This window comes from Parabacteroides sp. AF14-59, assembly GCF_003479515.1.
GTDB classification, from domain to species: domain Bacteria; phylum Bacteroidota; class Bacteroidia; order Bacteroidales; family Tannerellaceae; genus Parabacteroides; species Parabacteroides faecis.
On record NZ_QUHH01000003.1, the window covers coordinates 268,285 to 283,422 of the forward strand.

At 38.9% G+C, this 15,138-nt stretch carries 18 protein-coding genes; 11 read left to right on the top strand and 7 right to left on the bottom strand.

Translation table 11 applies throughout. The features are described 5' to 3' along the window. Positions 1–109 precede the first annotated feature (109 nt). From pruA to DWW23_RS05200, 3 genes are all read left to right on the top strand, one after another. Entirely contained in the window at positions 110–1,741 is a 1,632-nt protein-coding gene (gene pruA, locus DWW23_RS05190; RefSeq protein ID WP_122352206.1) for an L-glutamate gamma-semialdehyde dehydrogenase, read from the top strand. A 112-nt stretch (positions 1,742–1,853) separates the two neighbouring features. Continuing rightward, positions 1,854–3,029: a proline dehydrogenase family protein gene (locus DWW23_RS05195; RefSeq protein WP_122352207.1), complete on the top strand. Its 1,176-nt coding sequence runs from the start codon at positions 1,854–1,856 to the stop codon at positions 3,027–3,029. A 95-nt stretch (positions 3,030–3,124) separates the two neighbouring features. Then, positions 3,125–4,318 (top strand): aminopeptidase C, encoded by a 1,194-nt coding sequence (locus DWW23_RS05200; protein ID WP_122352208.1) that lies wholly within the window; start codon positions 3,125–3,127, stop codon positions 4,316–4,318. Between the two features lie 532 nt (positions 4,319–4,850). On the opposite strand, the gene proC is transcribed toward DWW23_RS05200, so the two are convergent. Continuing rightward, on the bottom strand, positions 4,851–5,654 hold the full coding sequence (gene proC, locus DWW23_RS05205; RefSeq protein WP_122352209.1) for a pyrroline-5-carboxylate reductase: 804 nt from the start codon (positions 5,652–5,654) through the stop codon (positions 4,851–4,853). Positions 5,655–5,874: 220 nt separating this feature from the next. Here proC and DWW23_RS05210 point away from each other — a divergent pair, with 220 nt between their 5' ends. Then, positions 5,875–7,155, top strand: coding sequence for a phage integrase SAM-like domain-containing protein (locus DWW23_RS05210; RefSeq protein ID WP_122352210.1), 1,281 nt, complete (start codon positions 5,875–5,877; stop codon positions 7,153–7,155). Positions 7,156–7,417: 262 nt separating this feature from the next. On the opposite strand, the gene DWW23_RS05220 is transcribed toward DWW23_RS05210, so the two are convergent. From DWW23_RS05220 to DWW23_RS05245, 6 genes are all read right to left on the bottom strand, one after another. Then, entirely contained in the window at positions 7,418–7,618 is a 201-nt protein-coding gene (locus DWW23_RS05220) for a hypothetical protein (protein WP_122352212.1), read from the bottom strand. A 225-nt stretch (positions 7,619–7,843) separates the two neighbouring features. Then, on the bottom strand, positions 7,844–8,734 hold the full coding sequence (locus DWW23_RS05225; RefSeq protein WP_122352213.1) for a hypothetical protein: 891 nt from the start codon (positions 8,732–8,734) through the stop codon (positions 7,844–7,846). Positions 8,735–8,795: 61 nt separating this feature from the next. Then, positions 8,796–9,062 carry a hypothetical protein gene (locus DWW23_RS05230; protein WP_122352214.1) on the bottom strand — a complete coding sequence of 89 codons (267 nt, stop codon included), beginning with the start codon at positions 9,060–9,062 and terminating at the stop codon, positions 8,796–8,798. A gap of 53 nt (positions 9,063–9,115) precedes the next feature. Then, the gene (locus tag DWW23_RS05235; RefSeq protein WP_122352215.1) at positions 9,116–9,928 is read right to left on the bottom strand and encodes a hypothetical protein; all 813 of its coding nucleotides are present in this window, start codon (positions 9,926–9,928) and stop codon (positions 9,116–9,118) included. Positions 9,929–9,974: 46 nt separating this feature from the next. Beyond that, the gene (locus tag DWW23_RS05240; protein WP_122352216.1) at positions 9,975–10,616 is read right to left on the bottom strand and encodes a S24 family peptidase; all 642 of its coding nucleotides are present in this window, start codon (positions 10,614–10,616) and stop codon (positions 9,975–9,977) included. Positions 10,617–10,763: 147 nt separating this feature from the next. Continuing rightward, positions 10,764–11,333 carry a hypothetical protein gene (locus DWW23_RS05245; RefSeq protein ID WP_122352217.1) on the bottom strand — a complete coding sequence of 190 codons (570 nt, stop codon included), beginning with the start codon at positions 11,331–11,333 and terminating at the stop codon, positions 10,764–10,766. 343 nt (positions 11,334–11,676) lie between these two features. On the opposite strand from DWW23_RS05245, the gene DWW23_RS05250 reads away from it, so the two are divergent. The 7 genes from DWW23_RS05250 to DWW23_RS05285 all read left to right on the top strand — a co-directional run bounded on the left by DWW23_RS05250 (position 11,677) and on the right by DWW23_RS05285 (position 14,941). Then, a complete protein-coding gene (locus DWW23_RS05250) occupies positions 11,677–12,072 on the top strand; it encodes a hypothetical protein (protein WP_122352218.1) in 396 nt (131 codons plus the stop codon). Positions 12,073–12,084: 12 nt separating this feature from the next. Continuing rightward, complete coding sequence (locus DWW23_RS05255) at positions 12,085–12,324, top strand: hypothetical protein (RefSeq protein WP_147382592.1); 240 nt, start codon at positions 12,085–12,087, stop codon at positions 12,322–12,324. After that, positions 12,321–12,536, top strand: a complete 216-nt coding sequence (locus tag DWW23_RS05260; protein WP_122352220.1) for a hypothetical protein — start codon at positions 12,321–12,323, stop codon at positions 12,534–12,536. Before DWW23_RS05255 ends, DWW23_RS05260 begins: the two co-directional genes overlap by 4 nt. A 373-nt stretch (positions 12,537–12,909) precedes the next feature. Continuing rightward, the gene (locus DWW23_RS05270; protein WP_122352222.1) at positions 12,910–13,218 is read left to right on the top strand and encodes a hypothetical protein; all 309 of its coding nucleotides are present in this window, start codon (positions 12,910–12,912) and stop codon (positions 13,216–13,218) included. Next, positions 13,205–13,669, top strand: coding sequence for a recombination protein NinG (locus tag DWW23_RS05275; RefSeq protein WP_122352223.1), 465 nt, complete (start codon positions 13,205–13,207; stop codon positions 13,667–13,669). Before DWW23_RS05270 ends, DWW23_RS05275 begins: the two co-directional genes overlap by 14 nt. Before the next feature lie 9 nt (positions 13,670–13,678). Continuing rightward, the gene (locus tag DWW23_RS05280) at positions 13,679–13,966 is read left to right on the top strand and encodes a helix-turn-helix domain-containing protein (RefSeq protein WP_122352224.1); all 288 of its coding nucleotides are present in this window, start codon (positions 13,679–13,681) and stop codon (positions 13,964–13,966) included. Further along, positions 13,967–14,941 carry a hypothetical protein gene (locus DWW23_RS05285; RefSeq protein ID WP_122352225.1) on the top strand — a complete coding sequence of 325 codons (975 nt, stop codon included), beginning with the start codon at positions 13,967–13,969 and terminating at the stop codon, positions 14,939–14,941. It begins immediately after the preceding gene. Positions 14,942–15,138: the final 197 nt, after the last annotated feature.

Below are 15,138 nucleotides of genomic sequence, written 5' to 3' on the forward strand. Positions count from 1 at the left end.
GTCCAATTAAAACTAATTTAACGCATTAAGCCGTTTGATTTAAAATTATTTTATTACGTTTACAGCATAGATAAAATCATTGATTAACCATTCATAAACTAAAAACAACATGGATAACGCTATCTTTAGATTTCCTAAGCCAATTAATGAGCCGGTAAAATCGTATGCACCCGGATCAAGTGAAAAAGCAGCCCTGAAAAAAACATTAGCACAACTGTCGAATGAAGAATGGGATATTCCATTGATCATCGGAGGGAAAGAAGTTCGTACGGGTAACACCGGTAAAGTGGTTATGCCACATGATCATCACCATGTATTGGCTACTTACCATAAAGCAGGTGAGAAAGAGGTACAAATGGCTATCGATGCCGCTATGAAAGCGCATAAAGACTGGTCGGAACTGCCCTGGGTAGAACGTGCGTCCGTTATGTTGAGGGTGGCGGAACTCTTTGCCACAAAATATCGTTATCTGTTGAATGCTTCCGTCATGCTGGGCCAGAGCAAGAATCCGTTCCAGGCAGAGATCGATGCTCCTTGTGAGTTGATCGACTTCCTGCGCTTCAGTACATTCTATGCCAGCCAGGTGTATGCAGACCAGCCTTATTCGGAAACAGGTATCCTGAACCGGATGGAATATCGTGCACTGGAAGGTTTCGTGTTCTCGTTGACACCATTCAACTTTACCTCTATCGCCAGTAACCTGAATATGGGACCGGCTATGATGGGTAATGTTGCTGTATGGAAACCGTCTACGACAGCTATCCATTCGAATTACCTGCTGATGAAAGTCTTCCAGGAAGCCGGATTACCGGATGGTGTTGTCAACTTTATCCCTGGCCAGGGCAGTGTGATCGGTAAGGTGGTAACAGGTAGCCGCGATCTGGCAGGTTTCCATTTCACCGGTTCGACAGCTACATTCAATACCTTATGGCGTCAGATGGGTGAGAACCTCGGTCATTATAAATCTTATCCGAAGATTGTCGGTGAAACAGGTGGAAAGAATTTTATTTTTGTTCATCCTTCAGCTCCGTCTTCGGACGTAGCAACGGCTATCGTTCGCGGTGCATTCGAATATCAGGGACAGAAATGTTCTGCCGGATCACGTGCCTATATACCTGCTTCCATGTGGAAAGATGTGAAAGACCAGGTTGGCGATATGTTGAAAGAGATCAAGATGGGAGATGTACAGGACTTCACGAACTTTATCAATGCCGTTATTGATGAGGCATCGTTCGATAATATCATGAGCTATATCAATTATGCGAAACAGTCGCCGGATGCAGAGATTGTCTTTGGAGGTAATGGCGATAAATCGGTCGGTTATTTTGTTGAACCGACAGTTATCAAGACGACCGATCCGATGTTCAAGAGTATGGTAGAAGAAATTTTTGGTCCGGTCATTACGATCTATGTCTATGACGATGATAAATATGAAGAAACACTCGAACTGTGTGACCGCACTTCTCCGTATGGCCTGACAGGTTCTATCTTTGCACGCGATCGGTATGCTATCGATACAGCTTTCAATAAGCTTCGTTATGCAGCCGGTAACTTCTATATCAACGATAAGCCGACAGGTGCCGTTATTGCCCAGCAACCGTTCGGTGGTTCAAGAGCTTCCGGTACGAACGATAAGGCAGGTGGTCCATTGAACCTGATCCGCTGGACGAATCCTCGTTGTATCAAAGAGGCTCTGGTTCCGCCTACTTCTTATGGTTATCCGTTCTTAGGAGAAAAATAACATATCAGATGACAATTGACAAGTGACAGTTGACAGGTAATGGTTAATGATATATTACCTGTTTATCTGTTATCTGTCAATTGTCATCTGTTAACTCTTAAAATCAAATGCTATGTTAGACTTTAATAATACAGAGATTGCGTTCTCATCCAAATCGCAGTCCGAATTGAAAAACGCTTACTTACTATTCAACACAATCAAATATCCGTGGTTGGTAAAATGCGCCAGCTTCGCCAGTAATATCGCTTTAAAAATTCATTTCCCTCTTGCATGGGCTGTGAAGCCTACGTTGTATAAACAGTTTGTTGGTGGTGAGACCTTGCAGGATTGTACGAGGGCAATCGACCATCTTCGCCGCTTCAATGTGCGTTCAACACTCGACTTCTCAGCCGAAGGAGAACAGACTCCCGAAGGTATACAGGCTACATTTGAAGAGACAATACGTTCGATCGATTTCGCAAAAGGAAACGATAACCTGGCGTATGCTGTATTCAAACCTTCTACTATTGTAACTGATGAACTGTTGGCCAAAGCATCCGAAAAACGAAGTGAACTGACCATCGAGGAGGTAAAGGCTTTCCGTGAATTCAAGGAACGTTTTATGGCATTTTGTCAGCGGGCCTATGAAAATGACGTCCGCCTGATCGTCGATGCCGAGGATTACTGTTTCCAGGATGCGTTGGATGAACTGACTGACGAAGCAATGCGGAAATATAATAAAAAACGGGCTATCGTATTTGCTACTTTACAGATGTACCGGCACGACCGCATGCCTTACCTGCGCCGTATCCTGGATGATGCCACGGAAAAAGGGTATATTGCCGGAGTCAAGTTTGTACGTGGAGCTTATATGGAAGCCGAACGTGCCCGTGCTGCAGCTTTAGGTTATCCTGATCCGATCTGTAAGGATAAAAAAGCGACGGATGAGAATTTTGATGCAGCCGTTCGTTTCACAATGGATCATCTGGATCATCTGGAAATGTTTATGGGGACACATAATGAGGAAAGTAATTATAAATTAGCAAAGCTGATAGATGAAAAAGGCCTTGAAAGGAACGATCCCCGTATCTTTTTTGCCCAGTTGCTGGGAATGAGTGATAATATCTCATTCAATCTGGCGCATGAAAAATATAACGTTACGAAATATGTGCCCTATGCTGCGGTAAGAGAGGTTCTGCCTTATCTGATTCGTCGGGCAGAAGAAAATACTTCAGTTGCCGGGCAGACCAGTCGTGAACTAAAGATGCTACAGTCAGAGTTGAATCGCCGTAAAAAAGTGAAACAATAATCAGCCATCATGATTCTGGTGGTGTTTATTTGTTAATTTTGCGAAGCTGTCTCAAAATAAAGAGACAGCTTTTTTAATATAATCAAAAACAAAAGATGAATAAACTAATTACTGCCGGCTTATTGCTGGCTTGTACGTTTTCTGTGACTGATGTCTGGGCACAGGAAAGTGATGAGTATGTATTTACTCCGGTAAAAGAATTGAAGATTACTCCCGTAAAGAACCAGAACCGTACAGGTACCTGTTGGTCTTTCTCGGCAATCGGTTTCCTGGAAGCTGAATTGTTACGTATGGGAAAAGGTGAATATGACTTGTCTGAAATGTTTGTTGTAAACCACTCTTATAAGGACAAGGCTGATAAGTTCGTCCATTTGCATGGTTGTCTGAATTTTGGTCAGGGTGGCTCTTCCGGTGATGTGCTGTATGCCGTTAAGCATTATGGTATCGTTCCTGAATCGGTCATGACCGGACTGCAGTATGGTGAAGATCAGCATGTGCATGGCGAGCTGGAAAGTCTGGCTCTCTCTTATGTAAATACTGTGATCAAAAATCCTAACGGGAAGTTGTCGCCTGCCTGGAAGAAAGGTTTTGACGGAATTATCGATTCTTATTTAGGTGAAATTCCGGAGAAGTTCACTTATAACGGAAAAGAATATACCCCGGAGAGTTTCAGAGAAGAACTGGGGCTGAATATGGACGACTATGTTTCTTTGACGTCTTATACGCATCATCCTTTTTATACGGAATTCTCTCTTGAACTGGAAGATAACTGGCGTTGGGAATCGGCATATAACTTGCCGTTGAATGAGTTGATGCAGGTCATAGATAATGCGATAAATACCGGTTATACGATTGTGTGGGGTTCTGATGTAAGTGAAAAAGGTTTTACCCGTAACGGAATTGCTGTCGCTGCCGATGTGGCTTCTATGGAGACATCCGGTTCGGATCAGGATAAATGGGTTGGCTTGAGCAAATCGGAAAAAGATGAGGAGATCAGGAAGATGATCGAAAAACCGGGATGTAAGGAATTAACCATCACTCAGGAAATGCGTCAGAAGGATTATGATAACTATCAGACTACTGATGATCACGGCATGTTGATCTACGGTATTGCCAAAGATCAGAATGGCAAAAAGTTCTATATGGTGAAGAACTCCTGGGGCACTGATAACAAATATAAAGGTATTTGGTATGTTTCTGAACCGTTTGTGGCTTACAAGACGATGGATATCGTCGTCCACAAAGCTGCACTTCCCAAAGCGATCAAGGTGAAATTAGGTATTGATTGATTGATTGATTGATTGATTGATTGATTGATTGATTGATTGATTCCTGGGTTAGAAAAAGGCGAAATCTTCAGAGAAAAAGCTTACGTTTTTTTGTCGAAAAGCTTACGTCTTTTTCAGAATGGGTAGGCAGTCACTCCGGAATGGGTAGGCAGCCATTTCAAATAAGTACTGCAGCGATTTTTCATGATTGCTGCAGCTACTGGGAATGACTGCAGCAGCTACCCGAAATGGCTTCTACAAGCGAGATCCATATAGTCACCTTTCAGCCTTCAGTCGCTTCACGGATTTGATTTACAGGATATTATCCTGAAGGGAGAATAAAGCGTGTCATTGAGGTAAAATCTATGGCTGTATCGTCCTGAGTTTAGGAATCAGATATATTTTTACCCAATATTTTTATCCTTCAGAATTAAGCTATGATTATCTGGGGTCGGAAGTTCCTGAAGGCTGAAACGTGCATAATAAATTTTCGTATGTAGCAGGTAAAATACGTGCCTGATGATTCAAAATTGATAAATTCTGAACCAAATTTTTACTTACTGGCTTTCAGACCCTTGATCACCGAAGATGTGAAACCGGACATTTCCATTTCATTCAACCCTTTGATCGTAATTCCTCCCGGAGTCGTTACTTTGTCTATCTCCATTTCCGGATTGCTTTTATTTTCCAGCAACAGGTCTGTAGCTCCTTTTACCGTATGAACAACGATCTCCTGTGCCTGCTTCGGATAGAAACCGAGTTCGACACCACCTTCGATTGCTGCACGGATATAACGAAGGGCAAAGGCAATGCCACTCGAGGCCAATGCCGTTCCGGCACCCATCAGGCGTTCTTCTACCAGCATGGCATTTCCCAGTTCGTTGAATATGTTGACAATCAAATCGCACTGTTCTTTCGTTGCATTATGTGCAGAGACAAAAGTCATGCTGCTCAATACTTCGATAGCAGTATTAGGCATGATACGGAACAGCGCCGGCGTCACCCAGTCCTCGTAACTGGTTTTCTTTGTAAGATATGTATTCAGTGTCTCGAAAGTGATTCCTGCGGCTACTGAAACGATGATCTGTTTGTCGGAATCGAGTACTCCCTTTATCTGGTCGATAATTTCTTCCACCCTCCAGGGTTTTACTGCAATGACAACGATGTCGGCTCCTTTTACGGCTTCGATATTGTCGGACAATACGACAAAATCAGGATTGGCCGCTTTGATTTTATCCAATGTGGCTTGCGACTGTGCCGTACAGGTTATGTCCGATGCTTTGAACATATGGCCTTTTGCCAGTCCACGGGCAATGGCGCCACCGATATTCCCGGCTCCGATAATAGTTATTTTCATGTCTCCGTTTATTTATAATTGTAAAATCATGAGTTGCAAAAGTATGGAAAAAAGGAATAAAACCCGTACTACGGCATATAAATTATTTATTATCTAACGCAGTTTGCGAAAACCCAGTGTTAATGCGGGTTTTGAAGGATTTGAGCTTTTTTCATTTAAACTCAAATATTGGATAATTTGATTAGAATTTACTTTGTGTTTTACAAATGTTTTACAGAATATGGCAACAATATCATGGGTGATTTTCAAACATCACAAAAAAGCGGACGAGACATTTAATCCCAAAATTAGAGTGACACACAACCGGACAACGTCGTATATGTCTACGAATATCTATACGCCGTTTGTCCGGTTTAAACGAGGTGCCTCAACTGGAACCATAACTAATGGCGAGGTTGAGGATAGTTTAAACGATAGGGTGAGTATGATCCGGAAGATTGTTAACACGAATCAAGAAGCTGTTGATTTGTGCGAGAATGCTGGAGAGCTTGTCGGGTATATAGATCGGTATATAAATAGGCAAAATTTGAATATAGACTTTATTGAGTTTGCTCGGGAATATATTCGCTCTATACCTAAAAAAGGGACACAGTGTGTACAGACAACGGGGATAAACATGCTCTGTCGTTATTTAATGGAAACAACAGGAAAGACCTTGTTTCCCATTAAATCACTTACATCAAAGTTCCTTATGAAATATGAAGCATGGTTGCGGACTGATAGAACATTTATTATAAATGGACGAACATTTAAATCCCCGGCTATGGAGAATACTGGGATTGTTAATTACATGGTGCCTATCCGCACTATATTTAATCGGGCTAAAGATACGTATAATGATTATGAATTTGATGATATTATAATAAAGGGTGATCCATTTAAGGTATATCACATACCTGAAGTTAAACGACCACCTAGAAGGGCGTTGTCAAAGGATATACTGCTTAAAGTATTTAATTATAATCCTCCTAAAGACTGGCGAAGCGATGCACTAGCATGCGACTTGTTTAAAATGTCATTCATGCTTGCGGGAATGAATGCTGTGGACTTTTATAATTGCACTACTTATAAAGATGGAAGGATAGAGTATTTTCGTACAAAAACAACAGACAGGAAGTCATCGGGCGATGCGTTTCTTTCAATTCGTGTTAGACCGGAAATTGAGCCTTTGATTGAGAAGTATAGGGATAAAACAGGAAAACGAGTGTTTAACTTCTATCAGAATCATAAAAATACTAAAGCTTTAAATCATGCAATATCTCGGGGACTCAAATACGTAAGGGATGCAACCGGTATACCGAAATTGCAATACTATTGTGCCCGTCATAGCTTCGCCACTATCGCCCGGACGAAATGCGGAAGGAGTCTCGATGACATTGCATTCTGTCTTACTCACTCATCTGGTCATGATATTACAGAGATTTATGTGGATCCGGATTATGGTTTGGTAGATGAGGTGATTGATATGGTTGTGGAATATGTGTTTAAAGAGTCTGAATAGTATTTTATATTTGTATCATAAACGGATTGTTATATGAGAAATAAAAAGAAAAAGCTAGATGGCAGCGTGGAAAAAGCGGCTGTAAGCTCCCTGTTTAAGCGGAATAGAGTCGTTTTTAAAGATGTCTCAGACGCTGAACGCCAGAGATTGCGTATAGGATGTATCCGTGATGTAGTAAGAGAGAGGAATAGGAGTAGACAAACACTGCTCCTGATCGGTATCGGATCAAAGGAATGATTCCTTTATCATCCGCATCACATCTTTATATGATTCCCGTACGTAATATCTGGGGGGCGTTACATTGCTGATCGATATAAACCCATTCCAACTTTTCTTTCAGTTCTGAAGAGGTTTCGTAGTCCTCTTTGCTGAAAACTTTTTGGTTTACCACCTGGAGGATCGTATCCACCCTGAATGCTCGGGTATTTCCCTTTATACTTGTAAATTCTATGAAATGTTTCATCTATTAGTTATTAATTGTATCTTGCAACCGTTTTAAAATGCTGTATGGTAAATAAAGAATATCGGACTTTTTGTAAAACTATGATTTCTTACAGTTGTCGAACTTTGGCTACTTCTGTAAGTTCGATTTTTTATGCGTTAGGGCTTATATTGATTTGCATTTATAAAATCATATTTTTCCTCTCCGCATATTTTGTGTTTTCATATTTTTCCAAAAGAGCTTAGTTTATTCTCCAGAAAGCTTTTTGATCTTGCTGTCTATAAACGGTAATTTATAATAATCTGGGAATAGATTTGCGACATTTTCAGGGGCACACAAAGCAGGCTGAATTTGTACTCCCTTTATAACTAGTTCTGACACATCTCTGATTGCCTCCCGGATTGTAGCTACTCTTTCCTTGTCATTGTTCGTAAAACATTTTTGTTCTAACGCATTTGCTTCGGCTTCTGCTAATGTCTTAATCTCTTTTTCTTGGTATTCTACCAGTTTTGCAATTGCATCATTCTGAAGTTGGGCTCTTCGTGCCATTTCTTCAGCTATTTTTACCTCCTTCCATTTTTTAGAAACTACAGCTGCTGACCAAGCAATTCCTGCAATAAGAGAAACGGCTATTGGGCTTCCTACAAAAAGGACGATCCAGAAAGATCCGTGGTCAAATTGTTTAATTTGTATTTTTCCACCTTCTGCCAGATTAACGGCAGCAGAGAAAGGCCCACTCAGTAATTTAGAAATAGTTTCTAATTCTCTAAAACCTTGTATGTTAGGTAATTTAATATTTACCGTTGATTGAATATCCTCTTCGCTTGGCTCTGGTATGAACTTTTGGAACCAATCGTATAATTGTGTTATTGTATATTTAAGATGATTTAGAGAACTAACAAGATAAGTATATGCTGTATGATCTGTGAAAGTTATAGTTGTACCCATGGAGTTAACAATGGGGGATAATGTTTTTCTTTGTTCCTCAGTAAAGAATTTGACTTTGTAAAGATCTAATATTGCAACTTTAGTTTTTACTAAGTTTTTTATATAGTATATTCCATTTCCATTATCTGTTGTAAAATCAAAAGCATTATTAGCTTTATCTATCGCTTCTTTTAATTCGATAAGTCTCATGTATGTGTTTATTTAGGTTAATACTAATGTTTATCTACTCCTGCTCATCATGCGAACTTTGTCAATAATCCTTATAATTATTAATATCTTCCAGTAGTAATAAATAATCGTCCCATTCCTTTTTTACAGTCGCAAACGAAGGATTATTTCCCGGAGTGAAACTATAACGTCTTTTTAACATATTATTAAATGGATACCAAACAGGTATTTGTGTTCTACAAACAGTTTTATACCCGTGGGTGTTTTCAGGAGTGTTGCCAGGATTCTGATGGAAATTACCATCTGTTTCGTTGTATTCAAAGGAATACGTTGTTAATTGATTTCCCATTTTTTTATTATTTAGGTTAATACTAGTGTTTGTCTACTCCTGTAGGTTTGGGTTTAATATTGAATAGAGAAGTCAAAAACTGACTGATTGGTGAAACCGCCTTGAGGAATTGTTCCTTGATAAAAGAAACAATATTCTCCAGGCTCGATGGCTTCTTTAAGTGTAACTTTGTATGTATAGTCGTTTATTATTTCAATATTAAACGGAATGGTGTATTTTTCATCAACACCAATACTAGTACCTGCGTAAACGTTAACCTTTCCTGTAACCAGTTCTCTTTTGTTCTTCTTTTTGTTCAATTTGACTAATGCAAATTCATTAGGTGATGTTGCTGAGGCAAACCACCAGTTTGATGCACCTATATTGAAAGAATCATTGTCTTTTTGTGCAAAATAAAACCAAAATTCAGGAGTGTCTGTTGTTATGACATTTGTCGATTCTGCATTATTCATAACAGACTTTATTTTAGAGCTAGCGATGCCATACGAAAAAGCAGATCCTAATGTATTGGTTTTAGTTCCAGAGAATACAGTAGGGAGGATTTTTGTAAACTGATCATTGTTGTTAATGTAAATCCCCGTTCTGTTATCCGTTATTTCTCCGTTAATTTTCTCCTGCTTTTTGTCTCCGTTCATTATTGACATAATTATGGCATCCCCTACGCCTTTGGATTTTAATTCTTTTAGAGCGTCGATACTTGTGTCAAAATCAACTTCAGATGTCTTGATCTTAGTCAGAATAACATCTTCTGAAAAACCTAACTCTATCATATCTAATATCGATTGATTCGTAAGCTTTTCGTTTTGAGCAGATGCAGTTATACTGATAAGAAAAGCAGTTAGAATGAGTAATAATGTCTTTTTCATGATTGTTTATTTTGTTTAGATTAATACTAGTGTTTATAATGTTTGATTAAAATCGCTTCATACATCCCAGAACTTCGAACACTTTTGAGATTTTAATCTTTTCGATGTCCTGCTCATCATAATCAATGGTGTTTATGGGGATGAGGCGATATTGCTCTGTTGTGTTACCTTTGCGGATCTTCTTAACCGTACGCATGTCGTTGGTTGTAACGATGGCGTATATTTCACCGAATGTTAGATAGCTTCGCCAGTCCTGCACTTCTTTGATAGCAATCATATCGCCGTGGTTTATGGCAGGCTCCATTGAGTGCCCGGTGATGTTGCACCACATAACCCCCTGTTTATTATAAGGCTCAAAGTCTATGTAATAGTTAGGGTTGACAGCCTGACTATTTAAGACAATATCAAATCCTCCTATAAAATCAACGTCGTAATAGGGGGAACCCTTATGTTCGTAATTTATGGATGGAGCACTAGAAACGGGCTTCAGCATCTCCCCTTTGCCAGTGATGAGCCAGTCGAGGTTGAGCTCAGGGAATTTATTAACAATTTTTAAAATTGTATCAGAGCCAATTGAACCTTTTACTTTATTAAAGTATCCACTTGATATTCCTGTATGTTTCTCAAAGTTGGTCTGCCCCATCTTTGCGTAGTCTCGTATTTCTTTTAGTCTGTCTTTAATATCCATATTTTATATATTTACGGAATATATTCAGTATATTTGTGCTCTGTTTAATTATTCACTCTTATAAATTCGCCATTATGATTGCGACGATAATAGGTTTTATACTTTTCTTTGGATTATGTTTCGGTATTGTATTAGTTGTTAGCTATATTATTGAGTGGCTTTTAGAACCTTAAACAAGGTGAATAAGTCGTTAGGCTTATCGTCCATTATTTTTGTTAGCTTCCATACATTATCGTGTATGTGCTTTTTTTCATCTTCAAGCAAATGCTCATAAAATCGAAATGATATTTCAGCTTCAATCAGGATTTTAGCAACCCTATTGGCTTTTTGTGATTCTCCTAAATCACTTACATAAGAAATTAATAAGTCAATATCAGTCATAAAACGCTTCCATTCTTGTCTTTCATAGCTGTTAATTGCCGCAAGGACCTCGACTTCAAATAGTCCGGCAATCATACTGTTGTATGATTCTTTTCTGAGTTTGTCAGCCTCTTTATTAAGCATTGATCTCACTTGAGTTTCAGAAAACCGTAATCCCATTATTTGAGAAGCAACCATTATAGTAGCGCATATCCCCATTAATCCAACAACGAATGACACCATCGATCCATTGTTGAAATCAATAGGGTCTATCCTTATAGCAGACAGGCATATTGCCCCTATAGCTAGGAAGATAGCTATACATGAAATCCCATTCCTTTTAATCCACTCAATCATACTCGGAGTTGTTAAATAAAGTTTTTATACGGAATATAATCCGCAAAATGCTTGTTGAAATGAATATATTCCGTAATCTTTGCATCGTGATACAACAATAACGGGTACAAAAATGGCTGTCACGTCTAAAAGCCGTAATTACATATCTTCAAAGGCAAAAGTAGTGACTTCCATTTGAATACCCAACATAAAGCCGATGTTTTTCGGCACAAACTATCAGATAGCGTGGCTGTCGTCTGAGAGAAAGAGATTTTAAAAGGCTTATTCGAGTAATTACCTGGCAGCCACATTAAGGTAATGATCGGATGAGCCTTTGTTTTTAACTAGTATAATATTAAACATCATGGAAGCAAGTAACAGTAATCCGGTGGCGACCCTACTTCAACAGGCGCTATCACTGGCTAAATCCTCCGTCGGTATTCCGGTAGTAGTTGATTATGATGCAATCACCCGGGCGGCGATAAAAGCAACTCGGGAAGAGAGAGAAAAGATTGCAGCCAATCCAAAGGTTTTGATAACCCAAAATGAAGCACATACACGCTATGGCAAGTCCGTAATTATAGCTCTTGTCCGTCGTGGATATCTACAACAATACAAGTTTGATCTTCGGGAGGCTTATGATGAGGATGGATGTCTTATCAAGAAAGCTAAGGGGGTAGTTTATTATCGAGTGATAGAAATAGAAAGGGCCCTCGAAGATGGAAACGTTTTGAAAGGTACAAGGAGAATTAAATCTTAAAAAGAAATGAATATGAATGATTTAAGCCAAAAAGCAATTTTATTCCTCCTGCTGATTGGGGCAGTTATCGCCTTTGCAATATCTGGGGCGGAGGATTGCAATCAAGAAACAATTGAAGTGATAGGGGCAATGCCTGATGAGGTTTACCAAGAGATTGTAAATGATCTTGGTCCTGGTTGTACCAATCAAGAAGTTGTTGCCGAATATAGAGATAACAGAATGTATTACGATTCAATAATAGCAGTAAAATGACAAAGAAAAATGTAATATCAGCGGATGTACGTGTCGGTCATTTAGTCAAGTATAAAAAAAAGGAATTAAAGGTGGTCTTGTCGGAGGCTGGATGTAGAGGATGTGTATTTCAGACGGAAGCCGGAGCCCGGTTTTGTGATCAGAGTTCTTCTTGTTTTGCTCATTTACGCCGGGATCGTAAGTCTGTAAAATTTACTTATAAGGAGGGTTAGGTATGAGCGAGGTGAGTAAGGTGCTGTTTGTAACTCCTGAACGTAAAATGCACAAGGAGAAATTTGTGATCAAGGGTTTCACCTGTCCGGTATGTAAAGGACAAAAACAATTTCACAACGAAGTTGCCCGAAATAAAATAGAATCTACAGATTGCACATTTTGTGGAGGGACTGGGAACCTGCAATGTGAAATACAATTGAATTGGATGCCCGATGAAATCAGTACCTGAAACAAAGCCCAATTGCCGGTATTGCATGTATAGCGGTGATGTCGTGAATTTTATCTGTGATTGTTCGATATTAGGCATACGCCGGGCTACTGGTATTAGGTGTTGCAAACATTTTGTTTCGAATGTTATGAAATACAATCAATATGCAGCAGAGCAACAGGAAAAGAAAGAATGTCATAATTCGTGATTTAACGGATGATGATCGGGCTGCTATTGATGTCGTAATCGCTGATACCGGTTTCCGGCAAGCCTCAAAAGCGATTATGAGAGCCGTACATTCTTTTGCACGATCATCTTTGACGATCCGAAATCAAGCAGTCCGGATCAAACAGTTAGAAGCGGAGAATCATGTATTATTACAGAATGCTCGCCTCATCATAGAAGCGAACAAGCAGTTAGAATCTATTTTGATCTCAAAAAAAGACAACGAAAAAACAAATGATGAAATCTGAAAATAAAACAGCAAAAAACATGATAAAATCAAAAAGTACAAAGTCTAAGAAGATTTCTATTTCCGTTTTGCAACAACTCTTAGATAAGATTTTCTCGGTGTATATTCGGATACAATCAGCGAATCAGCTTGGTTTTTCTCGGTGCATAACCTGCGGGGAAATGTTTTCGTGGATACGGATGCAAAATGGGCATTACATAGACCGTCGACATATTGCTACCCGTTACGATGAACGGAATTGTCATCCGCAATGTCCTCGGTGCAATATCGGACTACGTGGAAATCATGAAAAATACAAACGTGCCATTGTGACGAAATATGGCGTGAAGGTTTTGGAAGAATTGGAATCTGGCAAGCGATCAATAGTAAAATTGACTGTTGCTGACTATCAAGAGAAAATCGCTTATTACAAAGGCGAAGTTAAAAGAATTAGAAAGGAAAAAGGTTTATAATCAATAATTATGGTAGCAAAGAATATCAATAATGATACTATATCATTGAAGGAATACAATGAGCTGAAAAGTATTGTACTTGACATCAAGGAGATGGTTTCAAGGTTAGTCAATGAAGCTGGCAAGGAACTATTGACTCCTAAAGAAGTTTGTAAGATTCTGAAAATCGGCCGAAGTACTTACCAAAGATATGTAGATGCTGGAATTTTTGATCAGATCCAAATCGGTCATAATAACAGTCGTGTTTACGTAAATCGTTTGGAGATCGAAAGGCTGATCGATGAAGGGAGAATATAAATGATAGATTTAATAACTTTAGTCAAACCGGATTTGACTGAGAGAGAAATATCCTCTATCGTTGAAAGAAATAACTTACAAACTAATTCAAGCGATGGAGTTGTGTATTATGATAACATAAACACAAAAAATCTAGCTCAACAAAAAGGGGTATATATCCGAATTGAGACAAATCGGAAACTAAAGGTAGAAAGTAGCCTACACAAATATTTCAATGAAATATCCGGCAATGAAAGAAGCAATTACAATCTGTTTTCAATGTCGGAGGCTAAAAAATCTATAGACTATCTGTTGTCTGAAAAAGATATCGATATTGGAAATTTGAGAGTCTATAATTATGAGATAGGGCTGAATCTTGATGTTTCAAAGGATTGTCGATCATATTTGGATAAGATGAAAAGTATTGGAACTGCAGGAAGTGAGAAGTTGCTGTATGTTAATGCAAGGTATAAAGATGAGCGTATGAAAACTACAATATTTCATAAGCATACCAGAAAGTATTTTAAGGTGTATGATAAGGTATTTGAGTCGATGGATCGAAAAAGAAAGAATATACCTTGCCACCAAATTTTACGGATCGAGACGGTAAATAGAAGATTAGATAATTGTTTTGTCGCTGATTTTTTCAGTCCCGATAATTTGAAGAAGCTGATAGAGTCGTTTTTCAGAGATTGGCGAACGATCCAGTTTGAACAAGATATTATCACGCCTAAAGGTACGGGGCGGGCCAGGCAACATCTTTGTCTGGAAATAATGAATAAGGGTAAAGATGCGGTATTGATGCAAGCTAAAGAAAGGCATACGAACGGTTCTTTATCCGACTGGGAATACCGTAATATCCGAGAATTTGTCACTCATGACTGGGATACAGTAAAACGATCTATAGTCTTTATACAGAGTGAAGAAGAAAGGGAATTTCGGCAATTAATGAAGGTAAATCACACTCTCCTGAAAAATGATGATTTTATCAATTGATAAAAACGATTCAATTTGCTGTATATAAATCAGTTGTGGAAAATGAAGGGTATAAATGGATATAGGTGGGTAAATTTAACTTACCCGTTCGGTAACTATTATATTACCGTAAACACTTTGGTAGCTTGTCTTATATTTCCCAGTCGGGAAAGCCGGTATACTTTACCGGCTTAAAAGGAAATCAATAAATAATGAAT